Raw genomic sequence first — 26,170 nt, 5'->3', positions numbered from 1 at the left:
TCTTCCTAGAGAGTTGTGCCACCGGCCGGATCAAGCACCCCTGTTGCAACCAAAATCAACAGCACAACACCGAGAATTACTCGATAGATAACAAATGGCATAAATGACCGGGTCGAAATAAAGTGCATAAACCACTTAATAATAATGAGGGCCACAACAAAAGCAACAGCTGTTGCAATAAAGGTTTCAAGCGCTCCCACCGGGCTAGTTTCACTAAACGATTTAATTAACTTATAGCCGCCGGATCCGACGATTGCAGGGATCGCGAGAAGAAAAGAATATCTGGCAGCAGCAGCCCGACTGTAGCCCATTAAAAGCCCAGCTGTGATCGTGCCGCCTGAGCGTGAGACACCGGGGATCAGCGCGAGAGCCTGCGCAAAACCATAGGTTAAACCGTGCGCGGGGCTAAGATCCTGAAGCTCACGCCGTTTTTTCCCGATCCGGTCAGCGATTCCGAGAATGATGCCGAAGATAATCAGGTTTGCGCCAACAATCCAGAGCGACCGAAGCGTGGTGTCGATCTGCTCTTCAAAAAGGAGGCCGCAAATTACGATGGGAAGTGATCCAAAAATGATCCACCAACCGAGTTTCGCGTTTGCGTCGCCGCGCGGCACGCGACCGGTCAGCGAGCCAAACCAAGCTGCGATGATCTGTTTGATGTCACGCCAAAAAAAGAGGATCACCGCTAGCTCTGTTCCAAGCTGTGTGATTGCGGTAAACGCACTGCCGGTGTCGCCAAGACCCATAACCTGACCGGCAACCCGCAGGTGTGCGCTTGAGGAGATAGGCAAAAACTCTGTCAAACCCTGGATCAAACCGAGAATAATAGACTCAAATATGCTCATGGAACAGCCTCTAGAACTCGCGCAGCAGATCTACCAACACGCGGTGACCAAAGTCTAAAGCCGCAAGCGGCACACGCTCGTCGACGCCGTGGAACATAGCTGGAAAATCAAGCTCAGGTGGCAACAGGAGCGGCGCGAACCCGTAACCTGAGATCCCCAGCTCTGCTAGCGCCTTATTGTCGGTGCCACCGCTAAGTAGATACGGGAGCACAAGCGCATCCGGATCGTGCTTCTGCAGCGCGCTAATCATAGCGTCGACCGCCTCACCAGCGAACGGCACCTCAAGATCGATGCCGGAAAACTGCACATCCATTTCAATATCCGGCCCGAGAATCTCTTGAATCTCTGCCAGAGTTGCTTCCTTCTGTCCAGGTAGCGTGCGCACATCGATCACTGCCTCGGCAACATCCGGGACGACGTTGTGCATATAGCCAGCGTTGAGGCGAGTCACGTTGCAGGTGTTTTGCAGCGTCGCGTCAATGAAGGTGGCGGCTGCTCCGGTGCGTGCCACAAGCTCCTGTGGCGAGCCCGGCCCGGTTAGCTTTTCGATCTCAGCAAGCAGGTTAGAGGTGGTTTCACCGAGTGTGATCGGCCACTCTTTTTCGGCAAGTCGGTTGATTGCCGCAGCCAGTTTTGTGATCGGATTATCGACCGGCAGACGCGATCCGTGCTGCGCAACGCCGCGTGCGCGCAGCTTGATCCAGGCGTTTCCTTTTTCGCCTGTTTGCAATAGGTAGGCGCGCTTATCTCCAAGATATATCGAGTAGCCGCCAACCTCACTGATCGCATAGCCGTTGCCGGCAAACACCTCTGGGTGTTCGCGCACCATAAACTCCGAACCAAAAACACCGCCGTTTTCTTCGTCAGCGAAGAACGTGAGTGTAATATTTCGGCGCGGTTTTTCGCCAGCCCGCAAAAGTTCAGCCACCGCGGTCAGCATCATCGCATCCATTTGTTTCATATCGACGGCGCCACGCCCCCAGAGCATACCGTCGCGGATTTCACCGGCGAAAGGATCTACCGACCAGTTGGCTGGATCCGCGGGCACAACATCAAGATGGCCGTGCAAAACAAGCCCAGGCAGTTCGGGGTTGGCACCGGGGATCTGAGCTATCACATTTGCGCGACCCGGCGCAGCCTCATAAATCTCCGGCTGTAAACCAAGGTCAGTAAGGTATGCGGCAATAAACTGGGCTGCCGGTAGCTCGGGGTTGGCGTCTCCCCCGCCACGATTAGAAGTGTCAAACTGAATTAACCGCTGCGCGAGCCTGACGGTCTCTGAATACTGCTCATTCATTCTTTAAGCCTATCTAGGGAAACTGTGACGCGCCGGACAAACAAACTTTTTTCGCTCTAATGAAGAAATCATGCTATGTTTAAACCTGTTGTGTTCAACACATCCCAACTCGCGCGGGTGGCGGAATAGGTAGACGCGCTAGCTTGAGGTGCTAGTGCCCGCATTTAGGGCGTGGGGGTTCAAGTCCCCCCTCGCGCACGAGTTAAAACCCCTGGCGGTAAAAACTGCCAGGGGTTTTTGCACATACACCGGTTAAAGGAGTAGCCGATGGCAAAACAACGCAGACCCGAGCATCTCTCACAAGAAAAAATCTCTGCTGCACAAGATAACACCTTAAAAGTGGTCATGGTGAGCCAGCTAGTCTCCGGTGTCGGGCTGCCAACAACTATTTTGAGCGGTTCGCTGCTTTCAACTGAGCTGTTCGGCGCAGAGAGCGCACCTGGCATCCCCGCGGCGCTGTCACTGTTGGGTGCGGGAGTTGTCGCATATTTACTGGGACTGCTCGCTAAAGCGCGCGGCCGCAGGCTAAGTCTCGGGCTCGGTTACGCGCTCGGCGGGCTTGGCGCAATGCTGGTGCTCATCGCCGCCAAATTTGCCAGCACACCACTGCTTTTTATCGGCTTAATCGTTTACGGCTCCGGATTCGCGGCAAGCTTGCATTCCAGGTACGCCGGCAGCGACCTTGCGCACCCGACAAACCGTGGCAAAGCGATACGAGTTGCGTTTTTTGCGAGCACTATCGGTGCAGTTGCAGCCCCAAGCCTCTCTAAACTGATAGCTGAGCCGACCCAGTCGCTTGAGCTCCCCTCTTACGCAGGGCCATTTATTTTAAGCGCGCTAGCCTATCTCTTCGCAGCAATTATTGTGCTGCTTCTGATGCGACCTGATCCTTACGTCTTAGCGCAGAACCTTGCTAGGTTTACGGGCGCAAAACGTTCCTCTGCAACATCACAGCTCTTTGACCGCAAGCTTGCGCTGTTTGGCGGCACAACAATGTTTGCAGTTATGTTTGTGCTGTCAGGGGTTATGGCGGTAACACCCTCTCATATGGCAGAGGCGGGAATGCATCCGGAAGCGGTGCAGATTCTGATCAGCCTGCACATCGCCGCAATGTACCTAACTTCTTTAGTCACGGGCCACTGGGTAGACACATTTGGGGCGCAGAAAATCGCGTTTGCTGCAGCGAGTGTTTCGCTTATAAGCTGCATCATCATTTTCTTTACACCGGGCGATTCCGTATATCTGCTGCTGATCGCGCTCACACTTCTCGGCGTTGGGTGGAATTTCGGCCTAATCTCTGGCAGCGCCTCCACCCTTGCCGCAAACAATCTCGGAAAAAACCCACAGCTGCAAGCAAAGGGCGACGCAGCGCTCACTTTTGGAGGGGCTGTGGCTGGGTTGCTAGCGGGATGGCTCGTGACAGTCACCGGCTACTCGGCCGTAATGCTAGTTTTCTTAATTATTGCAGCGTGTCATCTGCTGTTCATTCTCTTTGTCGCTCGCAAAGGCATTGGGGCACAAGCGTAAAATTTAAAAAGTCAGTGATAGTGATTAGAAAGCGAAATCATGAGAGAGCATAAAATCGCTCTGTTACCGGGCGACGGCATCGGCCCAGAAGTTGTTAGCGCAGCGCTTACGGTGCTAGATGCTGCTGAAAAAGAGTTTGGATTTAAAACAGCACGACAGCACTATGACATCGGCGCAACAGAGTATCTAAATACCGGCAGACTCTTTCATGAATTTGAAGACGAACTACGCGGCTATGACGCAATATTTTTCGGAGCGATGGGAGACCCGAGGGTAGCTCCCGGAATTCTAGAGCGCGGAATTATTCTCGAAATGCGCCAGCGTTTTGATCAGGCGGCGAATGTGCGCCCGATCCGCCTCTACCCCGGCGTGCCAACCCCGATTGCTGACCTTAACCCGGAGCGCTGCGAGCTGGTGATCGTCCGCGAGAACACAGAAGGATCCTACGTCGCGGCGGGCTCTTCAGTGCACACTGGCACTAAGCAAGAAACCGCAATGCAAGAGTCGCTCAATACCTACGCAGGCACACGCAGAGTGGTTGAGTACGCGTTCAAACTGGCCAACAAGCGGCGTAAAAAACTAACCCTATGTCACAAAACTAATGTGCTTGTGACAGCAGGCAAGCTCTGGCAGCGGGTGGTAGATGAAGTCGCCCAAGAGTTTCCTGAGGTTGCAGTAGATTACGTGCATGTTGATGCGATGTGCTTCCACCTGCCCCTGACACCGGAACGTTTTGATGTGGTTGTAACAGACAACCTGTTCGGCGACATCATTACCGATCTTGGTGCGGTTGTGCAGGGCGGTCTCGGTGTTGCGACAAGCGCCAACCTGAACCTCGACGGCAGCGCGCCAAGCATGTTTGAGGCGATTCACGGTTCTGCACCGGATATTGCAGGGCAGCAGTTGGCTAACCCGTCGGCTGCGATCCTCGCGCTCGCACTAATGCTCGGGCATCTTGGTGAGGGGGCTGCCGCGGCCGCAATTGAGCGAGCAACCGCCGCTGTAATCGCTAAGCTACCGGCGTTAGCTGGCAAAGAGATGGGTCTTACCACTTCTGAAATTGGAGAGCGTATCGCCACAAAAATTGCGGACGGATCATACGCCGAACTGGAACTGGATAATCAGCTCGTGCAGACGCTCGCTGAAATTCGTGTGGGTGTTTAAGTGTCGCAGGTCACTATGCATTTCCTAGTGCTAGCTGCCCAGCACAGCGAGGGCGGCTGGTTGCAGCCGATTGTTGACTGGGTTGTAAACCTTATGAATCTCATAGGTGCCCCCGGAGTGGGAATCGGTATCGCGCTCGAAAATTTATTTCCCCCCATCCCAAGTGAGGTGCTGCTCCCTCTCGCCGGTTTTACTGCCAGCCAGCCTGGTGCCCTGTTCACTCCCCTAGAAGCAATTATTTGGGCTACCGCGGGATCGGTTATAGGTGCTTTAGCCCTCTATTGGATAGGCGCTGTTATTGGCCATAATCGCACCGTCGCAATTTTTGAAAAACTGCCCTTAGTCAGCGGTAACGACGTCGAGAAAACAGTGGCCTGGTTTAACCGCCACGGTTATAAAGCTGTTTTCTTTGGGCGCATGGTGCCCCTGTTTCGCAGTCTGATTTCTATTCCAGCAGGTATCGAGCGAATGCACCTGATGAAATTTACGCTGCTCACACTGCTCGGTTCACTCCTTTGGAACACTATTTGGATTCTCGCTGGCTTCTGGCTGGGCAATCAGTGGGAAACGGTTATTATCTGGGTGGATCGCTTTAAATACCTGGTTATAGCAGTTCTTGTGGTGCTGTTCATCATCTGGTTGGTGCAAAAGTTTAGGGCTCGCAGAGCATGAGTGGCGCAGCCGGAAAGCAGTGGCAGGTTGTGATGCACAACTGTCCTGTGCTCGTTTACGGCTATGTGTTCTCTGTGCTGCTAGAGCTAACGGAGTTTACCCGGAAAGAGATAACAGGTTTCGTTAATGAAGCTCACAATTTCGGAAGCTGTGAATTGTATACCGGCGATAAAGAGCAGGCGTGGCTGCTTGCAGAGAGATTGCACGGTTACGGCATCATCGCAACACTCCAGGAGCTCCCATAGTGCGCATGTATCGTGGCACCAGGCATGTGCTTTTGGGCTTTACACCGCAGGAGGTTGAGGCACTAACGAGCTTGACCACGCAGCTTGAGCTGCTGCTCAACCACTACTTAAATTCCCCCAGCGACCCGGATCCATTTTTTGCAAAATACGCTCTCGGAGGCAATGAGGAACCGCCGGAGGATCCCGCCCTGCTCCGACTATTTCCTGATGTCAGCACCTCCGATGCTGCTTTAGCCACTAGCTTTCGCCAGCAGACAGAGCGCAGCCTTGTAACTCAGTTGGCGCAAGTGTCACACGAGGTGCAGCAGCAACTAACCGCTGCACAGCTCAGCGACAGTGCGCTTGCAGATCGCTTCCCCACTATCAGTGCTGACACTCTTGAACTCCAGTGCAGCAGCGACTTTGAAAAACCGACCGTGCGAGTCGATCCTGCGCTTTTAGATCTGGTCAATATGCCGCCGGATCTAAGAGATGAGCTAGGCAACTTCGAGGAATGGTGCGCTGTGGGTGCGGTGCAGATCGCCCTCACGGATGCAGAGCTGCTCCAGTGGTCGCGGGTGCTCACCGCCCTCACGCTAACCCTGGCCGCGCGACTTGATGTCACAACACCAGAAGAAATGCTAGAACTTCGCGAACAGGCAACTAATCAAGAGGTTGGAGATACGGTAATTGTTTTCCTCTGGCTGGTTGATTTAATCAACAGTCTTTCGAATGTGCTGCGCACCCGAGCGCGGCGGCACACTGAGTAACCGCGCTGATTGCACACCAAGATGCGCAAACTTTTCGTGCAGTTCATCAACTGTTTCATCCAGTTTCTGCCACCGATCCTGCTCGCTCTCAAAGAGCGCGGGTTGCGCTGTATGCGCCGGTGTTAAACTGCTCAGACGCACCCCGAGAAGCCTGAGCGCTAGGCTGCGACCAGCCCGCTCCTGTGTTTCTATAATCGAATGCGCGAGCTGCTTCGCCTCTTGGGCGATTAACATACCGCTGTTAATAGGGGTTTTTATTGAATGCGACTTCGAGTATGTGCTGAAATCACTCCAGCGTAGTTTCACCGTGATTGTGGTGCCCGTCACGCCCTGTCTGCGGGCACGGCGGCCCACCTTGGCGGAAAGCGCAATAAGGGCTCGCTCCACCTCACGCGTATCCGTTAAATCGCGCTCGAAAGTTTGCTCGGCAGAGACGGATTTCTCTACCCGTTCGGTTTGCACGGCACGCAAATCAATACCGTTAGCAAGATTCAAAAGATGCTGCGCTTGCGCCTTCCCTATGAGGTTTGCAAGGCTTTTTGGATCGGCCACCGCCAGCTCACCCACAGTGTGGATCGCACGATCGGCCAGCTTTTTACGGGTAACTTCACCCACTCCCCAGATTTTGGAGACGGGCAGCGGATGCAGAAACTCAAGGGTGCGGTCAGCGGGCACTTCGGTTATTCCGTTTGGCTTATTAATGCCGGAAGCTATCTTCGCAACAAATTTAGTTGCGGCGATTCCAACAGAGGCGGTTAATCCTGTCTCCCGGTATATATCAGCAAGGATTTTTTGTGCGACCTCGCGCGGGGTGCCAAACAGTTTCTGCGCCCCGGATACATCCAAAAACGCCTCATCTACGCTTAAAGGCTCAACCAAAGGTGTGTAGCGTTCAAAAATATGAAAAACTCTGCGGCTGAAGTCGCGATACTTCTTCATATCTGGCGGTATGAATATTAAATTAGGGCAGCGCTGTTTTGCAACAGCTACTGACATTGCTGAGCCAACCCCGTATTTACGGGCAGTGTAGTTTGCCGTTGAGATCACCGAACGAGCGGTGTCTGTTGCAACTGCAACCGGTTTGCTTCGCAGGTCTGGGCGGGAAAGCAATTCGACGGATACGAAAAAGGCGTCCATATCGATGTGCAGGATCGACGCCTTATCGGCCTGTTTTGACTTTGCCGGCGTCGATCCTGTCATCGCTCTAGCGAAACTACTGGTGCTGCGTTTAACCGGCGGCGCGTTCAAGCACAAGCTCACGCACGCGGGCAGCGTCGGCCTGGCCACGCATAGCCTTCATAACAGCACCGATAATTGCGCCGGCCGCTTGCACTTTACCGTCACGGATCTTCTGGAGCACATCCGGTTGCGCTGCAAGCGCCTCATCAACAGCCTTAATTAGTGCGCCATCATCAGAGACAATAGCCAGGTTGCGTTGTTGCACGATTTCTGCGGCGCTGCCCTCACCGTCGATAATCGCGGCAATAACCTGGCGCGCAAGTTTGTCGTTGAGGGTGCCAGCATCAACCAACTGCACAACATCGCCGAGCTGTGCGGCTGAAATGAGCTCGCCCGGAACGGCGTTGCGCTCGTTTGCAATGCGTGCAATTTCGCCGGTATACCACTTTCGTGCGGTCTGTGCGGGAACACCCGCTGCAACAGCGTCTTCAATAGTGTCAAGCAGCCCAGAGTTTAGAACGTCACGGAACTCTAGCGGGCTGAACGACCACTCTTGCTTCAGCCGACGACGACGCAGGGTTGGATGTTCCGGCAGCGCAGCTTTGAGTTCTGCAACCAGTTCCCGGCTGGGGGCAAGCGGCGCAAGATCCGGCTCTGGGAAGTAGCGATAATCATCAGCATCGCTCTTCGGGCGACCGGGTGAGGTCTCACCTGTGTCTTCGTGCCAGTGGCGCGTCTCTTGAACTATCGATCCGCCCTCAGACAGGATCTGTGCCTGACGCTGAATCTCGAAACGCACTGCGCGTTCGATAGAGCGTAGTGAGTTAACGTTTTTTGTTTCGGTGCGGGTTCCGAGCTGCTCGGTGCCGCGCGGCCGCAGTGAAACATTGGCATCGCACCGAATATTGCCGCGTTCCATACGCGCGTCGGAGATGCCGAGCGCTTTTACTATTTCGCGAATGGTTGCAACATACTCGGCAGCGATTTCAGGGGTATCTTTTTCCCCGCCGAAAATTGGCCGGGTCACAATCTCTACCAGCGGCACACCACCACGGTTGTAGTCAACCCCCGAGTGGGTGGCACCCTGAATGCGCCCGCTGTCTCCGCCGTGTGTTAATTTACCGGCGTCTTCTTCCATGTGAGCGCGCTCGATTGGCACATGCACTACGCGTCCATTTGCCAGTTCAATCTCGAGCGAACCGTCGTGTGCGATCGGATCATCATACTGCGAGATCTGATAGTTCTTCGCCATATCCGGGTAGAAGTAATTTTTGCGCGCAAAACCGGAGTGCTCTGCGATCTCGCACCCGAGTGCGAGGCCGAGACTGATTGAGTAGCGCACCGCCTCCTGATTGACTACCGGCAGAGTTCCGGGAAGCCCGAGACAAACAGGTGTGACGTTGGTGTTTGGTTCGCCACCGAAAAAGTTTGGGGCGGCCGAGAACATTTTAGTTTTCGTATTGAGCTCGACGTGCACCTCAAGACCGATAACAGGCTCAAAAAGTTCGAGTGCTCGATCAAAATCCATCAGTTTTGTTTTAGCCACTGTTACGCACCTGCCTTTGCGGTCTCAAACACCGGATTGTGCTGCCAAAACGGCTTTCCATCACGTTCGGTTATGAGCGATTCGATTGCAGCTCCCACACGGTACAGGCGATCATCGCCGTATTGCGGCGCCATTAGCTGCAGGCCAACCGGCAGACCGTCTTCCGCCGCGAGACCAACAGGTAGGCTGATGCCCGCAAGGCCGGCAAGGTTCGCTGGAATAGTGGTTGCATCGTTAAGGTAATTAAGCATCGGATCTGAAACGCGATCGCCAAGATTCCAAGCGGTGGTGTTAGAGGTTGGCGAGGCGAGCACATCAACCTTTTCAAAAGCCGCTTCAAAATCACGCTGCACAAGGGTGCGCACCTTTTGAGCTGAGCCGTAGTAGGCATCGTAGTAACCAGCCGACAGAGCGTAGGTGCCGAGAATAATGCGGCGCTTTACCTCTGTGCCAAAACCTGCAGCACGGGTTGCTCCCATAACGTCTTCGACAGTGCCACCGTTTTCAGGGGTCACACGCAGACCAAAACGAACTGAGTCATAGCGAGCGAGATTGCTTGAGACCTCAGCTGGCATGATCAGATAGTAGGCCGCCACAGCGTATTCAAGGTGTGGCGCACTAATCTCAATGATTTCTGCCCCCTCAGCTGCAGCGAGTGCGAGAGATGCTTCAAACTGCTGCCGCACACCCTCTTGTGTTGCGTCGCTGAGCAGTTCTTTCACAACGCCAATTCGCACGCCCTTTAAGCTCGTGGGGTCTGCGCCGGCACGAGCAGCGTCAGCCATCAGCGGCCAGTCGTGCTTGAGTGAGGTTGAATCGTGCCAGTCGTAACCTGCGATTACGTCGTGCAGAAGAGCGGCGTCAGCAACGGTGCGAGCACACGGACCAATCTGGTCGAGTGATGAGGCCATAGCGATTGCGCCGTACCGGCTCACAGCACCGTAGGTCGGTTTTACGCCGACAGTTCCGGTGAGTGCGGCTGGCTGGCGAATTGATCCACCTGTGTCACTGCCGAGCGCGAGCGGTGCCTGGAATGCGGCAACAGCAGCGGCTGAGCCACCACCAGAGCCGCCCGGAACTTTATCGATGTTCCAAGGGTTTTTTACTGGGCCGTAGGCTGAGTTTTCGTTGGCCGAACCCATCGCAAACTCATCCATATTGGTCTTTCCAAGCGGCACCAGCCCGGCAGTGCGTGACTTGGCAACCACAGTCGCATCAAATGGCGACATATAGCCTTCAAGAATTTTCGAGCCTGAGGTTGATGGCATATCTGTTGTGACCAGCACGTCTTTAACCGCGAGCGGCACACCGGCAAGCGCGGGCACGTTTTCACCACTAAGGCGCTGCTTGTCGATGTCTGCAGCAACCTGAAGTGCTAAATCATTGTGCGCAAGAAACGCATTGTAAGTGTCGTCACTTGCTGTGATTTGATCCAAATGCGCCTGGGTTACCTCAACGGCACTAACCTCTTTAGCTGCGAGTTTTGCGGCAAGCTCAGCTGCGGTGTTGGTTATTAAACTCATTACTGTTCCTCCCCCAAAATCGCAGTTACTTGGAACTTGCCCTCGGCCGATTCTGGCGCGTTTTTCAGCGCCTGCTCTTGGGTTAGCACGTCACGCACTTCGTCTTCCCGCATCACATTTACCAGTGGTACCGGGTGGCTTGTTGCTGGCACATCCTCGCCAGCAACCTCACTAACCTTGGCGATTGCGCCAAGGATCTGACCAAGCTGTGCGGTGAACATCTCGGTTTCATCATCGGTGAGCGTAATTCGCGAAAGGCTCGCAAGGTGCTCTACGGTTTCGCGGGTAATGCCCGGATCGTTTGCCATATTTCTCACTGTCTATTTGAGATTTATATTCTGAAAAATAACACTTAAAGTCTAACGTCGCTGTCTCTGAGTTCTTCGACAGTCAGCTGGAGTGCCGCAGGACCTTCTGTTACGAGAGTGTGAAACTGTTCAGCGTTAAGCACGGGAATACCAAGCTCCTCCGCTTTCGCAAGCTTCGAGCCCGCCCCAGGGCCGGCAGCAACAAAGTCGGTCTTTTTTGAGACACTGGAGCCGGCCTTCCCGCCGGCTGCAATGATTGCCTCCTGTGCGGTATCTCTTGTGTAGCCGGTCAGCGTCCCAGTTGCAACAACGGTCAGCCCTGCCAGCACACCAGTTAATTTCGTCTGCGTGCCAGGCCCCGGATGATCAGCGATTGCTGTTTGCACTCCGGCAGCCTCCCAAGCGGTCACTATCTCGCGATGCCAGTCGACCGCCCACCAGTTAATAATTGTCTGCGCAGTTTCAGCCGCGACACCATCCACCGCTGTCAGTTCTGCAGCAGTGGCCGAAAAAATCGCTGCAAACGAACCAAAATAGTCGCTAATATGCCGCGCTGTCACCGGCCCAACATGCCGGATTCCGAGCGCTGCCAATAAGCGCCACAATTCCTGCGTTTTTGCAGCTGCAAGCCCCTTTATTAATTTCTCGGCTGTCTTGTTAGGAACGAAAGTAGTCCCTGCTGCAGTGATGCTAATTTCGGGCTCTTCACCGCTACCGGCAATTCTCGCAAACGGCCTGCGCACTAGCTGCTCACCGGTTTCTTCATCCACTACCGGGGCACCGGTGTCAGCGTCTACAACACCGACCTCAAGCGGTAAGAGCTCAGCCGTGGTCAAACTAAAGAGGCGCTTTCCTGAGGTGAGCGGAGGTTTCCCGTTGAGCGGCCGCGTCAGCGCCTGAGCGGCTGCCTCACCGAGCGCATCAATATCTAAAATTTTGCGGCTGCCGATGTACTCAATACGACCGGCCAACTGCGCCGGGCAGGTTTCGTCGTTCGGGCACCGTAGATCAACATCACCGGCTTTCATCTGCGTCAGCGGGGTGTCACACTCTGGGCACTGCTGCGGCATCTGCCACTCACGCTCGTTCCCTGTGCGAGAGCTATAGACCGGCCCCAGAATTTCAGGGATCACATCACCGGCTTTCCGCAACACTACGGTGTCTCCAAGCAGCAGATCTTTCGCTTTTACCACGTCTTGATTGTGCAGTGTTGCCCTCGAAACTCTGGAGCCAGCCACCTCGACAGGGTCTAACACAGCATACGGGGTGACGCGACCGGTGCGCCCAACACCGACTCGAATATCGAGCAGTTTCGTGTGCACTTCTTCCGGCGGATACTTGTATGCAATCGCCCAGCGCGGCGCTCTGCTGGTCTGTCCCAGACGGCGCTGCACAGCAAAATCATTTACTTTAACGACTACACCGTCGATTTCATGCTCAATAGCGTGTCGATTTTCCCCGGTCTGGATAATAAACTCTGACACCTCAGCGATGCTTTCAAAAACACGGTTGTGCGGCGATACCGGGAAGCCCCATGCGTGCAGCAGCTCATATACCTGACTCTGCTCGGTGACCTCACCCTCCCACGCTCCAATGCCGTGCACGTAGATGCTGAGCGATGCAAGCCGCTCACGCATTAGGGCAAGCTCTGTTGCATTTTTGTTAGTCGTTAACTGTCTCAGCGTTCCGGCAGCGGTGTTGCGCGCATTAGCAAACTGTGGAAAGCGTGGTGCCTTCGGGATTTTTGCTCCCGGCTTTCGCTTAAGCTGCCACTCTTCTTCATAGGCCTTTTGCAGCTCTTCCTGTCTTTCGTTAATGTGCTTAAAATCTGCTGTGGTGAAGAAAACCTCGCCACGCACTTCAAAAAAATCCGGGATACTGTCACCGGTAAGTTTTTGCGGGATCGCAGAAATGTATCGCGCATTCTCGGTAATGTCTTCGCCAACGGTGCCGTCTCCGCGAGATGCTGCTGTTTCAAAGACCCCGTTTCGGTAGGTGAGGCTGATAGCGAGACCGTCAATTTTTAATTCGCTCAACCAGGCAATCGGCTCCCCAGCGGCAGCACTCGTTTTTTGCGCCCAGTTTTCAAACTCTGCGATGCTAAAAACATTGTCGAGGCTGTACATGCGTTCAGCGTGTTTGTGTGTTGCGAAGCCGCTGCCTGCGGGGCTCGCACCAACTGTTTCTGTCGGGCTGTCCTGACTTTTCAACACAGGCCATGTGTTTTCAAGGTCGCGTAATTGGGCAAGCTGTGCATCATATTCTGCGTCAGACAACTGCGATGAGCCGTCCGCGTAGTATGCCTTGCGTGCCGCATCAAGCAGTTTTGTTAGCTCCTCAACACGCGCTTTTGCCGCTGCAAACTCCTGATTTTCGACCACATCAAAATCCTACCCGGGATTACCCCTCTAAACGCTGGCGCAGCATATTTATACGATCCTGCAGCTGTGACACAGAGGCTTTAGACACCTGCGGGCCACCGCACACCCGCCTGAGCCAGGCGTGCACTGCGCCGTGCGGATCACCGGTTCTGCGCGCATACAACCCGACTAACTGGTGCAAAAGTTTCCGCTGCTCAGTAATTGTTCTGTGAATTGCCTCCGGGGCTTCAGCTCGCTCCGGCGCAAATTCGCTAATTCCCTGTTTACTTGCGGATCGGCGCGCTTGTCTCGCCTGTCGTTGCAGCAATAGCGCGCGCACCTCAGTCGGCTCCAAAATACCTGGCAGGCCGAGGAAGTCCAGCTCTTCCTCACTGCCGACTGTCGCATACCCGCCGAACTCTTGACCGTCAAAGACCGCCATATCAAAGTTCGCGTCTGATCCTAAGGCTTTATACACAAACTCGCCTGTTAGCGCTGCGCTGGCCTGCTCTTCACGGTTGGCTTCATCTATCAAAACCTGTTCCGCATCAAGCAGCTCCTCAGCCCCTTTGGCTAGATCAAGCACATGATTGCGTTCTTTTTCTAATTGACTTGCAAGCAGCATTAAATCTGGCACGTTTGGCAAAAACACAGTTGCCACTTCACCCCGGCGCCGACTGCGCACAAAACGCCCAATTGCCTGCGCAAAAAACAGTGGCGTAGCAGAATTTGTTGCATAGACACCGACCGCTAGCCGCGGCACATCCACCCCCTCTGACACCATCCGCACTGCGACCATCCACCGTGTGTTGGCTTTTGCAAAATCTGCGATCCGCTGCGATGCTCCCGCGTCGTCAGACAGAATTAGCGCCGGCTTTTCCCCGGTTATCTCCGCCAACAGTTTGGCGTATGCTTTTGCGGTTGCGTGATCCGCAGCTATTACAAGCCCCCCGGCGTCTTCAACATGGTGTCGCACTTCGGAAAGACGCTTATCGGCTGCTCGAAGCACGCTTAACATCCAATCCCCGTATGGATCTAGTGCGGTGCGCCAGGCCTGTTTTGTAATGTCTTTAGGGTTCCCCTCACCTAACCGTGCTTCCATCACCTCGCCAGCGCTTGACTGCCACTTCATTTTTCCGGCGTAGATCATGAAAATTACCGGGCGCACAACCCCGTCGTTCAGAGCTCGGCCGTAGCCGTAGTCATAATCTGTGTCAGATACTTTTGTGCCGTCGGGCATGCGCGCATAACGCAGGAACGGTATTTGTGCGTCATCGGATCTAAACGGAGTGCCCGTCAGCGCCAGTCGCCGTTTTGCTGCGGCGTAGGCGGTTATGATGCCCTCCCCCCAGCTCAGGGAATCACCGCCGTGATGCACCTCATCCATAATGACAAGAGTCTCGGCGGCTTCACAGATGATCTGATGCTGGATTGGCTTCATTGCAACCTGCGCGTAGGTCACAACAATGCCGTGATAGCCGCTTCCGTAATTTAAGCCATCACCATTGGAGTAGTGCGGGTTTAGTTTAATGCCGGCCCGGGCAGCCGCATCAGCCCACTGCACTTTTAGATGCTCTGTGGGGGCAACCACGATAACCTGATTAACTGTATTTTTCGCACGTAGGATCGCAGCCAGCCGCAGCGCAAAAGTAGTTTTACCGGCGCCGGGGGTCGCCGATACGAGGAAGTCACGCGGTTCAGAAGCTAGATACTTGCTGATTGCTTCTTCCTGCCAGGCTCTAAGAGTTCCCGCCGTACCCCAAGCGGCACGCTCCGGATAAGAGGGTGAAAGGTGCTCTGCGGCGCTGGTTCCAGGCAGATGCAGGCGGTCGATTGGATCAGACATACCCCTCTAGAATAATCGGGGAGCAATAAAACTGCACAAGCAGATCTTAAGTGCTTTTGGGAGGACGCTTTGTCGAATAATAAAACACAGTCAGCGACCGATTCGGTGCGGATCCCGAATCAGGAAGAACTGGACGCAGCAGCTTTGCGCGCCAGAGAAAAAGCTGCGGTTAACGAAGGTCTGCGTCTCCCCTGGAACCGTATGGTGGTTATCGGAGATTCATTTGCCGAGGGTGTGGGTGATCCTGACGACACCGCCCCGGGTGGTTTGCGCGGCTGGGCAGATCGCGTCGCAACCGTCCTCGCAAAGCACAATCCTGATCTGGCATACGCCAACCTCGCAGTGCGCGGCAAAGTGATTGATCAGGTCATCGCTGAACAGGTTGATAAAGCACTTGCTTTAAAGCCTGATCTTGTTTTCATTTCTGCCGGCGGTAATGATGTTTTGCGGCCGAAAGCAAACATTATCGAAATAATCGCAAAGCAAGAGAGCATCGTTAAACGTTTCACCGAAGCCGGAGCGACTGTTGTTCTGTTTAGCGCATTTGACAGCAGTGAGGGCGTTTTTAAAGCTATCTACAGTCGTGCCGCACTGTATTCTATGCATCAGCGCACCGTCGCTGAACGCTACGACGCAATAATAGTGAACCTGTGGGCGCGCACCGAACTTACCGACTCGCGCTACTGGGCAGAAGACCGTCTGCACCTCAACCCGCTCGGTCACCATGCCGTAGCTATCTGCATCCTTGACAGCCTTAACGTGCCCCACTCGCTTGAAGCACGCAAACCCGAACCCGCTCCCGTGCGCACCTGGCGGGAGGCGCGAAAAGAAGACGCCGTATGGGCGCGCGAGTATTTGCTGCCGTGGGTGATCCGTCGTATTCGCCGAGTTTCCTCAGGCGATAACGTGGAGCCAAAGCGACCGGAGCCTGGTCCAGTTGAATAACAGGAAAACAGTTTTACTCGCTATCATCGCGCTTGCGATAGGCAGTTTTGGTATAGGCGCTGCGGAATTTCTGCCGATGGGCATCCTGCCTGAGATCGCGAGTGATCTTTTAGAGACGCAATACATCACAAATCGCGATCTCGCGCTCGGTAATTCCAGCTGGTTTATTAGCGCATACGCAATGGGTGTAATTATCGGAGCGCCGGTTGTCACCATTCTGGCCGGTCGTTTTAACCCAAAACGTGTGCTGCTTATTTTTATGGCTAGCTTCGTGCTCACCACACTTGCTACCGTGCTCACTAATAACTTTGCGCTCGCTGTCGTTATGCGTTTTATCGCCGGTTTACCGCACGGCTCCTATTTCGGTCTTGCGCCGCTGGTTGCAGCACGTATGATGGGGCCGGGCCAGCGTGGCAGAGCCGTCAGCTACGTCATGCTCGGGCTCCCGCTCGCCTCCCTCGCTGGGGTGCCGGTGCTAACTCTTGTTGGCCAAACCTTCGGCTGGCGCATCGCGCTCGGCGTAATAGCCGGTGTTTTTCTGCTCGCGGTGATTGCTATCGCCGTTACTGTGCCAGCGCAGGAAACTCCGGCACATGCGCCGCTCACATCGCAATTCCGGGTGCTTACAAAACCGCTTTTGTGGCTTGCTTTTATCGCAGCGATGTTGGGCACCGCCGGGTTTTTTGCGGTGTACTCATATATTTCACCGCTGGTAACAGATGTCGCGCAGCTTGACGCGCACTTAGTTTCGGCAACCCTCGTATTGGTCGGCCTCGGTCAAACACTCGGCAGCCTGACCGGCGGCAGGTTAGCCGATATCAATAAACGCTTCTGGATGCGCATTGCACTGCTTGCTTTCCTCACCGGCTGCGCGATTGTTGCTTTTGGCGCACACAATCCACTCATCTTGGGCGCAGGTGTTTTCGTGATGGCGTTTTCTAGCGGCGCCTGCAGCCCGATGGTTGCAGTATGGATGATGGATATAACTCCTGAATCACCGGTGATCGGCAGCTCTCTGATGCATTCAGCATTCAACGCAGCGAACGCTCTCGGTGCCGCCGGCGGCGGTCTCATGGTCGGCCTCGGGTTCGGCTTTAACTCACCCGCATTCTTAGCGATTGGGTTTACCGCTTTAGGGTTATTGGCGCTGCTGTTAGCGCAGCGTGTGCAGCGTCACTTAGGTGTTGCAACAGCACCTATTCAAACTCTGAATCAAAGCTGATTCTTTTCGCTTATAACCCCGCAAAGATCCACGGCTTTTTCGGAAGTTTCGCATACTCGAAGCGTGAAATTAGTTGTGTGGCACTAACCACTTCACCGGGTTTACTAAGCCCCAAAGATTCTGCCATTTTAGAGAGCACCTCACTAGGGTTGATCCCCAACTCAAGCAGCTCTGCCAGGGTGACAGCGCCATCACGTTTAGCTAAGCGCTGACCCTGTTTGTTTAAAACCAGCGGCACGTGTGCATATTCAGGAGCTTTTAGACCGAGCAGATCATAAAGCACGAGCTGTCTCGGAGTGCTCAGCGCAAGATCCTCTCCCCGCACCACCTGATCCACTCCCGCTGCGGCATCATCAACCACGGTTGCAAGATTATAGGCGTAGGTGCCGTCACCACGTCGCAATACGAAATCATCAACAGAGCCTGTAACTCTGCCGAGCAGCGCGTCTGTAAACGAGCGCTCTTGGGCCGGTGCTGGTGTGCGCAGACGGAGTGCCGGGTTGCGCCCACCAAACTGCTCCTGCTTGTTCGCGATCTCTGCTGCACTCAGGTTGCGGCAGGTGCCCGGATACGCTCCCGGCGGTGCATGCGGCGCGGTGGGTGCTTGCAGAATATCCTTACGCGAGCAGAAACACTCAAACACTAATCCGGCTGCGGTAAGCTTCTCAACCGCTGCAGCATAGCTTGCGGATCGATCCGCCTGCCACACAGCAGGCTCATCCCAGTCAAGCCCAAGCAGTTTTAAATCCGACAGCTGTGCTGGCCCTGCGCCGGCATCTCTATCGCGATCGAGGTTATCGATCCGCACTAAAAATTTACGGCCGGTAGAGCGAGCAGCAAGCCACGCCACAAGAGCCGTGCTCAGATTACCGATGTGCAGGCGCCCGCTTGGACTCGGCGCATAACGCCCCGCACCTCGCCCAATAGTTTCCATAACTCCAGATTACGCGGCAGCCTGTTTTAACGCAGCTATTTTGGGGGTGTGCTCCCACGTGAACTCGGGCAGTTCTCTGCCAAAGTGACCGTATGCGGCTGTCTTTGCATAAATCGGGCGCTTCAGCTTTAGCTCATCAATCAGAGCAGCCGGCCGCAAATCGAATGTGCGCTGCAGGGCTTTCGCAATCTCTTCATCAGAGATAACACCGGTGCCAAAAGTGTCAACGTAAAGCCCAACCGGCCGCGCCTTACCGATCGCATACGCCACCTGCAGCTCTGCTCGCTCGGCAAGCCCCGCAGCAACAACATGTTTTGCAAGCCACCGCATCGCATACGCGCCTGAGCGATCAACCTTTGATGGATCTTTGCCGCTGAACGCACCGCCGCCGTGTCGTGCCGCTCCCCCGTAGGTATCAATGATGATTTTACGTCCCGTCAGACCGGCGTCTGCTTGCGGGCCACCAACAATAAACGAGCCTGAGGGGTTAACGTGTAATTTTAACTGCTCCAGATCTAGGCCGGTTTCGTGCAGGATCGGCGCAACTACGTGATGTGCAGCCGCTTCCCGGATCTCATCTTGGGAAACATGTTCAGCATGCTGGGTTGACAGCACAACAGTGTCAACCAGCTTTGGCACACCATTTTCAAGCCCTAAAGTCACCTGGGTTTTACCGTCTGGTCGCAGCCACTCTAGAACTCCAGTTTGACGCACCTCTTGCAGGCGCGCAGCAAGCGCGTGCGCGATAGTGAGTGCTGGCGGCATTAGTGTCGGGGTTTCGTTTGTTGCGTAACCGAACATTATCCCCTGGTCACCGGCCCCCTGCAGGTCGAAAGGATCCTCGGCTGTCGCACTGCGCTGTTCGGCAGAGACTGAGACGCCCTCGCCAATCTCAGGCGACTGCGGCGCAACAAAAATTTGCACCTCACAGTTTGCAGCATCAAGGCCGTATGCGGGATCCGTGTATCCGATCTCTCTAATAGTTTTCCGCGCGATTGCCTCAAGGTCGATACCTGCGTTAGAGCTCACCTCGCCGGCGATCACGATCCGACCGTTACCGGCCAGCGTTTCGACAGCGACACGGCTTGTGGGATCCGCACCCAAGTAGGCATCAAGTATGGCGTCACTGACCTGGTCACACAGTTTGTCAGGGTGACCGGCGGTGACAGATTCGGAGGTGAAGAGCTGCATTTCATCTCGCTTTCGTGGTTGTTCATTGCTTGCACGCACGAGATGAGCAGATATTCATTGTCTTGCTGCACCGTGTGCGCCGGTTCTTACCCTGGGACACCCGGAACAATGAGCTCGGGTTGTCGTGCAGCCAGCCAGGTACTGTAAGGCTGCAACTCTTGAACTGTTGAAAGCGTAACAGATTTTTACAAAAACCTCGACACGCCCCCCCTTACGCTGGAAGGCTTGTTGCGCTTATTCTTAAACAATGATCGAAGTTGAAAATCTAACTAAAACGTACGGCAGCAAGAAGGCGATTGCCGATCTCAGTTTTTCGGTTCCGGACGGGCAGGTAACTGGATTTCTCGGCCCAAACGGCTCCGGCAAGTCAACAACGATGCGTTGCATGCTTGGGCTGGATACCCCCAGCTCTGGTTCTGTCAGATTTACGGGCGCAGTTGACGGTAAAAGCTACGATTCTGATTTCTCGAAGTTGCCTAATAAATCGCGAGTTGCCGGCGCTATTCTCGACGCCAATTGGTTCACACCCAAACGCTCCGGGTATGGGCATCTGAGTGTACTGGCTGCGAGCGGCGGGATACCGCAGTCTCGGGTTGCTGAGTGCCTCGATCTCGTAGGCATGACAGCGGTCGCGAAAAAACCTATGAAAAGCTACTCGCTTGGCATGAAACAGCGCATCAACTTCGCTGCTGCACTGCTGGGAGACCCGCAGCATCTGCTCTTGGACGAACCTGTTAACGGCCTCGACCCCGAGGGTGTGCGCTGGCTGCGTGATACGATCCGCTTCCTCGCCTCCCAAGGGCGGGCTGTGCTGGTGTCTTCGCATCTTCTGAATGAGATGCAGCTCACCGCAGATCGACTGGTTGTAATCGGCCGCGGGCAGCTGCTTGGAGAATATTCCATGCAAGAATTCCTCGCCGGTAACGCTGCGGTTATTGTCGAGTGCCCAGAACACGTGCGGCTAACCGCCTTATTGCAAAATGCAGGATATCGAGTTAATACGAGCTCTAAAGCTGCTTCCCAAATTGAGGTTGAAATCTCTGAAGAGCAAAACGAAGCAGCAGCGCGTGCAGATATCGCCGGCCTTGCACTCGCCAATGGGCTTCCCATCACACAGCTCTACACACAAACGGTCGGACTTGAAGAAACATTCCTAAAACTAACCGGCGCCTCCCAAGAGTATTCAACTGCGCAGGTAGACGGAGGCCAAAACTAATGAACAATCTAATGAACGCAATTAAAGCTGAAGTTATTAAACTAGCGTCTCTGCGCTCCACCATTCTGTATACAGTTTTGCTAACTGGCAGCCTCTACGGGCCGCAGGTGCTTTCGGCGGTGTTTGCCGGAGAAGACAGTGTTGAAACATGGGGATCTATCTTCACCACATCATCTTTTATCTTCGCGATCATCGCAGCGGTGTTTTCTGCTTCTAGCGTTGGAGGCGATATTTCGTCCGGTCTTAACGCTCATGCATTCCTGACTCAGCAAAAACGTTGGCAGTGGTTGTGCGCCAAAGCTGTGACTGGATTTACGTTTCTGACACTGAATCTGCTGCTCGGAGTTGCCTTGAGCTTACTGGTTATTTGGATCGCCCCAAACGTTAGATTTGCTGATAGGGGTTATGGCGAAGCACTTGCCGCAATTTTGCCAATTGTTTTGATGTGGGCTGCAAGTTTCGGCTTTTCTGCCCTGTTCAGAAGTCTTGTTTCAGGCATGACGATTACGCTGGTCTACTACATGGTTATCGAGAGTCTGCTGTTCACGGCTGCGGTTTACATAGAAGCGCTGCACCCTCTTGCTAAGGTGCTGGCGATCCCACGAACGCAAGACATTGCTGCTTATGTGGACAACTTCGCTGCTGTAGAGCCTGGGTGGAGCGTCGACTCGCCTGCTCCGCTGTGGTACAACATTGTTGTTTTGGCCGCATATATTGTAATTCCGCTGGTGCTGGGCTTGATTAGAAACCAAAAGTCAGATGTTAAATAACAATTTGATTATTTGCGGTTATTTACGACGATTGCGGCTCTAGTATAGCTGTACGCACTTACATCCGTACAAAGGAGTAGACAGCAATGAGCTTCAAAAAGAGAGCGCTGCCAACAATCGCGATTCTCGCTTCATCACTATTGGTGCTCAGCGGTTGTGGTTCACAGAACAACGCTAGCAGCGCCGCCGATCTCGATTATGACAAGCTACCTTTAAACCAGTTTTTTAACGAGATCTACTCAGCCAACGATTACGATGCCGATAAGGCATACGAAACGCTGGTTAAGGCGGAGGAAAAAATTGCCTCATGTATGCAGGATCAGGGTTGGGATTACACACCGAACCCACCAAAGCGTGAGGATTTCAGTGACGATTACAGCTCTTCTGATGATGATTTATCGTACGACTCAAGAGAGTATGCGGAAAAACACGGTTACGGCATCACCGAAGTTCCGGGCGGCTTAAATGACGAAGATATTGACGGCGCCCAGCAGGTAGATCCCAATCAAGACTATGTAAACAGTCTGAGTGACTCAGAACGGGACGCATACTACGAGTCACTGCAGGGCCCTTCGCTTACTGAAGAGCAAATGGCTGCGATTGAAGCTGGCGAGGCAAGCTGGGATGATTACGACCAGGGCTGCTACGGCAGCATAAGGCATGATGAAATGTCACAGGATCCTATTGGTGCGCTGCAGGATGATCCTGAAATCAAAGACCTGCTTGAGAAAATAGGTGAACTAGCTAACTCTGAGTATGACAAAACACACGCTGACTACCCCTTCCACGATCTCGACCGAGAGCTGTCTGACTGTCTAGCAAAAGCGGATGTTGGGTTAGACAACTTAGGTGACCAAAGTGCGCAAGATATTCTCTGGGAGGAATACAACGAGCTAGCTGCTGCATCTGATGATTCTGGCGAGACCAGTTCTGCTTCGCCGGAAGAGTTAGAGGCCTTTAAAAAGCGCGAGCGAGAGGTTGCCGTTGCTGAGTGGGATTGCAAGGAAAAGATCGGGTATCACAAAAAACACTACGATATAACGTTTGAGCGGCAGACCCAATTCGTCAACGAGAATAAGGCGACTCTCAACCGTGTAACAGCTCTCGTCAACGAGAAGAACTCGAAAAGCAAGTAACGCGACAGGGTAGATTTCTGATGATTGATAACGAGCAAGCGCCTGAGCTGGATACCAACACCACTAACGAAGATACAAATACCACTGATGAGGATGCCAGCACAGAGCCCACCACGAAATCTAAAAAAGGTCTCAGCGGTTCAAAACTTGTTGCAGTAATTGCCGCCGTAGCTCTTGCCTCACTTCTGGCGGGTGTGCTCATAATGCAGTTTATTGTGTCACCTGCAGAGCTTGCTGCACGCAAAGAAGCCCCCGAGGCCGGCCCGATCAGCGCGCCTATCGAACTTCGGAAGATAGAGAACAAGATCATCACTCGCGGTGAAATATCATTCGCTGATGCGGTTGCTGTCGAGTTAGACACAGCCGGCAGCGAAGAACGCCCTATCATAACCGGAAATCTACCCAAAGTTGGTGATCTCTTAGAAGCAGGCACTCTCGCACTTGAGGTTGCGGGTCGGCCGGTCGTAGTGTTACCGGGCGAGCTGCCTGCTTACCGCACTCTCAAAGTCGGGATGCAGGGGCCTGATGTGCTGCAGCTGAAACAGGCTCTTGCATCGCTCGGGTATGGCGTTGGTGATGTTACTAGCAATCTGTTCGACGCTGCGACTTCTGAAGCGGTCGCCGCACTGTACCGCGATCTCGGTTATAAGGCACCGGACGGCGGGCTCGAGGGGCGCAAAACTATCCGCGATCTCGAACGGCAGTATTCAGAAGCACAGGACGTAGAGCCGGTTGACCAGGGGCTGCTGCGCGATATTGAGGAACAGTACCGCCTTGCTGTTGAAGCAAATATGGTCTACCTGCCGGCTTCGGAAGTTCTCTATCTAACTGATCTGCCGCGTCGTGTCGATGAGCTGCGAGTGAAGCGTGGCGATGTTTTGAGCGGTTCCCCCATGAGTGTCTCAGGCGCGACTCTGTCAATCACCGGCACAGTGAGCAAACAGGATGCAGAGTCAATCACCGTCGGCTCGACCGCAACTTTTGTGCATCGCGGTAAAGACTACACAGCCACTGTGAAGGAAGTGCGCAGGGGGTCTGCAAACACCGAGAATAAAGATGAGGGATCAGAGGGCGATAAGAACTCCAACAGCGGTGACTCTTCCGGCCGCTATCAGGTCGTGCTAGAGCCGCAAGGTTTGTCTGCTGAAGACGTAACCGAGCTGCGCGGTAACAACGTGCGCGTTACGATCCCCATCGCTGCCACAGAGTCTGAAGTGTTAGCAGTGCCTGTTGCGGCGGTGACAGCAGGATCAGGCGGTGAAGACCGCATCGAGCTGCTCATCTCGAAAGATAAAGGCGGGATGGAAACCGCTTTAGTCGAGGTCACCACCGGTCTCGCCGCTGAAGGATTTGTAGAAATTTCAAGCACAGACAAGCGCGTTAAAGAAGGCGCTAAGGTTGTGGTGGGCCGCTAATGAACACCGTGAGCACGGTTGGAAACCCCGACTACGATGGGCCAATCGCGATGCTTGACGATGTCACCCGACTGTTTGCCGGTTCACCGCAGGTGCTCGCGCTGCGCGGAGTTAATTTACGCATTGAGCGCGGTGACTATCTGGCAATAATCGGCCCTTCCGGGTCTGGCAAGTCTACGATGTTGAACACGCTCGGGCTGCTTGACCGCCCGAGCACCGGCACCTATTATTTCGAGGGGATTAACACCTCCGAGCTTGCCGACGATGATCGTGCGGCGCTGCGTGGTGAAGCAATTGGTTTCGTGTTTCAGTCTTTCCATCTGATGCCGAAAAGAACGGTGCTTGAAAATGTAATGCTGGCAGGCACCTATGCCGGGCGCAATCGTGCAGAGCGTGAAGAACGTGCCCGGCAGGCTTTGAAACGCGTCGGCTTACAGCACCGTGTAAATTTCTACCCGACAACACTCTCTGGCGGTGAGCGCCAGAGAGTGGCTATCGCCCGTGCGATTGCCAATGAGCCGCGCTTGCTGCTAGCCGATGAGCCAACAGGAAATCTCGACCGGCGAAATTCTGAACTCATCATGGAGCTGTTTGCAGAGCTCGGGGCATCCGGGCTCACAATAGTCATGATTACCCACGATTCTCATGTGGCTGAGGCCGCCCAAAAACAGGTTCGGATAGCCGATGGCCTGCTTACGGAGTTAACATGAAAAAAATTCGCCTCAAACGGGATCGTAAAGCCAAGACCCCTCGGCGTACTGTGCCGCGCATTAGTGCCCGTGATTTATTTCACGAGAGTTTTGAGGGTGTTGGTGCCCGCCCATCACGAATGTTTATAACTCTGCTCGGCACGGTTCTCGGTATTGCCTCATTAGTGGCAACAATCGGTTTTGCGCAAACAGCCAGCGGTCAGATTGCGCAGCAGTTTGATTCACTCGGCGCAACGCGCGTCACTATTGAGCCGAAGCGCTCTAACAGTAATTCTGCAGGCGGTAGCGGCACGAAGCAAGCAACTGCTGTAATTCCTTGGGATGCGCCGGCTAGAGTTGCGGATCTTGCCGGGGTAACCACATCTGCAATAATTACCGACGCGCCAGAAAACACTCCTGTAAAAGCTGTTGAAATTGCTGATCCCGCTGAACTTCAGCGTGTTCCACCACGCATTACAGCTGCCTCACCGTCACTTTTAGATGTGGTTGCCGGTGAAATAGAAACCGGTCGTTTTTTTGACGCCGGTCACGATGCACGCGGTGATCGTGTGGCTGTGCTCGGGGCAAAAGCGGCTGAACAGCTGGGTATCAACCGAGTTAACAATCAATCAGCGATTTTTCTTGACGGCAACGCCTACACTGTCATCGGAATTTTGAAGAGCGTAAAAGTGCGGGAAAATCTGCAGAACGCTGTTATTGTGCCGCTCACAACCGCTCGTCATGACTTCAATATGGGTGCCCCAAGCAACTTTGACATTCGCATAGATCTTGGTGCCGGCGAAGTGGTTGGTCGGCAAGCCCCTATTGCACTCAACCCGAACTCCCCCGACGGTTTCAAAGTTGGTGCGCCGCGTCTTGCAAACGCTGTGCAGGAGGGCATTGAATCAGATATCAATGTGCTCTTTGTCGCTATTGGTATTGTTGCGCTGATTGGTGGCGGAATAGGCATCGCGAACGTAACACTGCTGTCGGTTTCAGAACGGCGTGGTGAGATTGGTTTGCGCCGCGCTCTCGGCGCCAGGGCTCGTGATATCGCTGCGCAGTTCATGTTGGAGTCGCTCACCACCGGATTACTGGGCGGTCTGATCGGCGTTGTGGTTGGTATTCTTGCGTTAATCGGGGTGTGTGTGGTGCAGCAGTGGACACCAATTTTGGCCGCCTGGGCTGCGCCTATCGGAGTGCTTGTTGGTGCGCTGGTGGGTTTGATTGCTGGCACCTACCCAGCGCTGAAAGCAACAAAAATCGAACCGGTTGATGCGCTGCGCGACAATTAACTTATTTGCGGTTCTATGAAACTGATATAGGCAGAACCAACGATGATTGATACCGCTGCTATGCAATAGACGGCACTTATCCAAAACGCTGCTGTG

23 protein-coding genes, 1 tRNA gene and 1 riboswitch are annotated in these 26,170 nt (G+C 54.1%); of the genes, 14 read left to right on the top strand and 10 right to left on the bottom strand.

Annotated features, from left to right (window positions below; translation table 11 throughout):
• Window positions 1-5 precede the first annotated feature (5 nt).
• Together HCR00_RS01530 and HCR00_RS01525 are read right to left on the bottom strand one after the other, a co-directional pair.
• Window positions 6-845: an undecaprenyl-diphosphate phosphatase gene (locus tag HCR00_RS01530; protein WP_167142161.1), complete on the bottom strand. Its 840-nt coding sequence runs from the start codon at window positions 843-845 to the stop codon at window positions 6-8.
• A 10-nt stretch (window positions 846-855) separates the two neighbouring features.
• Window positions 856-2,142, bottom strand: a complete 1,287-nt coding sequence (locus tag HCR00_RS01525) for a M20/M25/M40 family metallo-hydrolase (protein WP_167142158.1) — start codon at window positions 2,140-2,142, stop codon at window positions 856-858.
• Between the two features lie 111 nt (window positions 2,143-2,253).
• Between HCR00_RS01525 and HCR00_RS01520 the strand changes: the two genes are divergently transcribed.
• From HCR00_RS01520 to HCR00_RS01495, 6 genes are all read left to right on the top strand, one after another.
• Window positions 2,254-2,340, top strand: a tRNA-Leu gene (locus HCR00_RS01520).
• A gap of 69 nt (window positions 2,341-2,409) precedes the next feature.
• A complete protein-coding gene (locus tag HCR00_RS01515) occupies window positions 2,410-3,669 on the top strand; it encodes an MFS transporter (RefSeq protein ID WP_167142155.1) in 1,260 nt (419 codons plus the stop codon).
• A gap of 39 nt (window positions 3,670-3,708) precedes the next feature.
• Entirely contained in the window at window positions 3,709-4,833 is a 1,125-nt protein-coding gene (locus HCR00_RS01510; protein WP_166984834.1) for a 3-isopropylmalate dehydrogenase, read from the top strand.
• The gene (locus HCR00_RS01505) at window positions 4,834-5,505 is read left to right on the top strand and encodes a DedA family protein (RefSeq protein ID WP_243854492.1); all 672 of its coding nucleotides are present in this window, start codon (window positions 4,834-4,836) and stop codon (window positions 5,503-5,505) included.
• On the top strand, window positions 5,502-5,750 hold the full coding sequence (locus HCR00_RS01500; protein WP_167142152.1) for an ATP-dependent Clp protease adaptor ClpS: 249 nt from the start codon (window positions 5,502-5,504) through the stop codon (window positions 5,748-5,750). Before HCR00_RS01505 ends, HCR00_RS01500 begins: the two co-directional genes overlap by 4 nt.
• 5 nt (window positions 5,751-5,755) lie before the next feature.
• Complete coding sequence (locus tag HCR00_RS01495; RefSeq protein WP_243854530.1) at window positions 5,756-6,499, top strand: DUF2017 family protein; 744 nt, start codon at window positions 5,756-5,758, stop codon at window positions 6,497-6,499.
• On the opposite strand, the gene dinB is transcribed toward HCR00_RS01495, so the two are convergent.
• The 6 genes from dinB to HCR00_RS01465 are packed head-to-tail and all read right to left on the bottom strand — an operon-like array spanning window position 6,443 to window position 15,261.
• Complete coding sequence (gene dinB, locus HCR00_RS01490; RefSeq protein WP_167142146.1) at window positions 6,443-7,699, bottom strand: DNA polymerase IV; 1,257 nt, start codon at window positions 7,697-7,699, stop codon at window positions 6,443-6,445. The genes HCR00_RS01495 and dinB overlap by 57 nt on opposite strands.
• 28 nt (window positions 7,700-7,727) lie before the next feature.
• The gene (gene gatB, locus HCR00_RS01485) at window positions 7,728-9,224 is read right to left on the bottom strand and encodes an Asp-tRNA(Asn)/Glu-tRNA(Gln) amidotransferase subunit GatB (protein WP_166984842.1); all 1,497 of its coding nucleotides are present in this window, start codon (window positions 9,222-9,224) and stop codon (window positions 7,728-7,730) included.
• Between the two features lie 2 nt (window positions 9,225-9,226).
• Window positions 9,227-10,747, bottom strand: a complete 1,521-nt coding sequence (gatA, locus tag HCR00_RS01480; protein WP_166984844.1) for an Asp-tRNA(Asn)/Glu-tRNA(Gln) amidotransferase subunit GatA — start codon at window positions 10,745-10,747, stop codon at window positions 9,227-9,229.
• Window positions 10,747-11,055, bottom strand: coding sequence for an Asp-tRNA(Asn)/Glu-tRNA(Gln) amidotransferase subunit GatC (gene gatC / locus HCR00_RS01475; RefSeq protein WP_166984846.1), 309 nt, complete (start codon window positions 11,053-11,055; stop codon window positions 10,747-10,749). The genes gatA and gatC overlap by 1 nt, the downstream gene beginning before the upstream one ends.
• Before the next feature lie 44 nt (window positions 11,056-11,099).
• Window positions 11,100-13,436, bottom strand: a complete 2,337-nt coding sequence (gene ligA / locus HCR00_RS01470) for an NAD-dependent DNA ligase LigA (protein ID WP_167142143.1) — start codon at window positions 13,434-13,436, stop codon at window positions 11,100-11,102.
• Between the two features lie 19 nt (window positions 13,437-13,455).
• Window positions 13,456-15,261 (bottom strand): DEAD/DEAH box helicase, encoded by a 1,806-nt coding sequence (locus tag HCR00_RS01465; protein ID WP_166984850.1) that lies wholly within the window; start codon window positions 15,259-15,261, stop codon window positions 13,456-13,458.
• 69 nt (window positions 15,262-15,330) lie between these two features.
• Here HCR00_RS01465 and HCR00_RS01460 point away from each other — a divergent pair, with 69 nt between their 5' ends.
• Together HCR00_RS01460 and HCR00_RS01455 are read left to right on the top strand one after the other, a co-directional pair.
• Entirely contained in the window at window positions 15,331-16,206 is an 876-nt protein-coding gene (locus HCR00_RS01460) for an SGNH/GDSL hydrolase family protein (protein WP_243854491.1), read from the top strand.
• The gene (locus HCR00_RS01455; RefSeq protein WP_167142140.1) at window positions 16,199-17,428 is read left to right on the top strand and encodes an MFS transporter; all 1,230 of its coding nucleotides are present in this window, start codon (window positions 16,199-16,201) and stop codon (window positions 17,426-17,428) included. Before HCR00_RS01460 ends, HCR00_RS01455 begins: the two co-directional genes overlap by 8 nt.
• A gap of 10 nt (window positions 17,429-17,438) precedes the next feature.
• Here HCR00_RS01455 and gluQRS read toward each other — a convergent pair whose 3' ends face one another.
• Complete coding sequence (gluQRS, locus tag HCR00_RS01450) at window positions 17,439-18,362, bottom strand: tRNA glutamyl-Q(34) synthetase GluQRS (protein WP_166984854.1); 924 nt, start codon at window positions 18,360-18,362, stop codon at window positions 17,439-17,441.
• 9 nt (window positions 18,363-18,371) lie between these two features.
• Window positions 18,372-19,553: a methionine adenosyltransferase gene (gene metK, locus HCR00_RS01445; protein WP_166984856.1), complete on the bottom strand. Its 1,182-nt coding sequence runs from the start codon at window positions 19,551-19,553 to the stop codon at window positions 18,372-18,374.
• 20 nt (window positions 19,554-19,573) lie between these two features.
• Window positions 19,574-19,717: riboswitch (SAM riboswitch) on the bottom strand.
• A gap of 83 nt (window positions 19,718-19,800) precedes the next feature.
• Here metK and HCR00_RS01440 point away from each other — a divergent pair.
• From HCR00_RS01440 to HCR00_RS01415, 6 genes are all read left to right on the top strand, one after another.
• A complete protein-coding gene (locus HCR00_RS01440; protein ID WP_166984858.1) occupies window positions 19,801-20,769 on the top strand; it encodes an ABC transporter ATP-binding protein in 969 nt (322 codons plus the stop codon).
• The gene (locus HCR00_RS01435) at window positions 20,769-21,539 is read left to right on the top strand and encodes an ABC transporter permease subunit (protein ID WP_167142137.1); all 771 of its coding nucleotides are present in this window, start codon (window positions 20,769-20,771) and stop codon (window positions 21,537-21,539) included. The genes HCR00_RS01440 and HCR00_RS01435 overlap by 1 nt, the downstream gene beginning before the upstream one ends.
• Before the next feature lie 86 nt (window positions 21,540-21,625).
• Window positions 21,626-22,675, top strand: coding sequence for a hypothetical protein (locus HCR00_RS01430; RefSeq protein WP_166984862.1), 1,050 nt, complete (start codon window positions 21,626-21,628; stop codon window positions 22,673-22,675).
• Window positions 22,676-22,695: 20 nt separating this feature from the next.
• A complete protein-coding gene (locus HCR00_RS01425; protein WP_243854490.1) occupies window positions 22,696-24,090 on the top strand; it encodes a peptidoglycan-binding protein in 1,395 nt (464 codons plus the stop codon).
• Complete coding sequence (locus tag HCR00_RS01420) at window positions 24,090-24,800, top strand: ABC transporter ATP-binding protein (protein WP_208317139.1); 711 nt, start codon at window positions 24,090-24,092, stop codon at window positions 24,798-24,800. Before HCR00_RS01425 ends, HCR00_RS01420 begins: the two co-directional genes overlap by 1 nt.
• Window positions 24,797-26,074 (top strand): ABC transporter permease, encoded by a 1,278-nt coding sequence (locus tag HCR00_RS01415; RefSeq protein WP_166984864.1) that lies wholly within the window; start codon window positions 24,797-24,799, stop codon window positions 26,072-26,074. The genes HCR00_RS01420 and HCR00_RS01415 overlap by 4 nt, the downstream gene beginning before the upstream one ends.
• The last annotated feature ends 96 nt before the right edge of the window (window positions 26,075-26,170 follow it).

It is taken from the genome of Canibacter zhoujuaniae, assembly GCF_011752005.1.
Classification (GTDB): Bacteria; Actinomycetota; Actinomycetes; order Actinomycetales; family Microbacteriaceae; genus Canibacter; species Canibacter zhoujuaniae.
The sequence above is the reverse complement of the archived record's forward strand: the minus strand, read 5'-3'. Positions and strand labels throughout refer to the sequence as shown.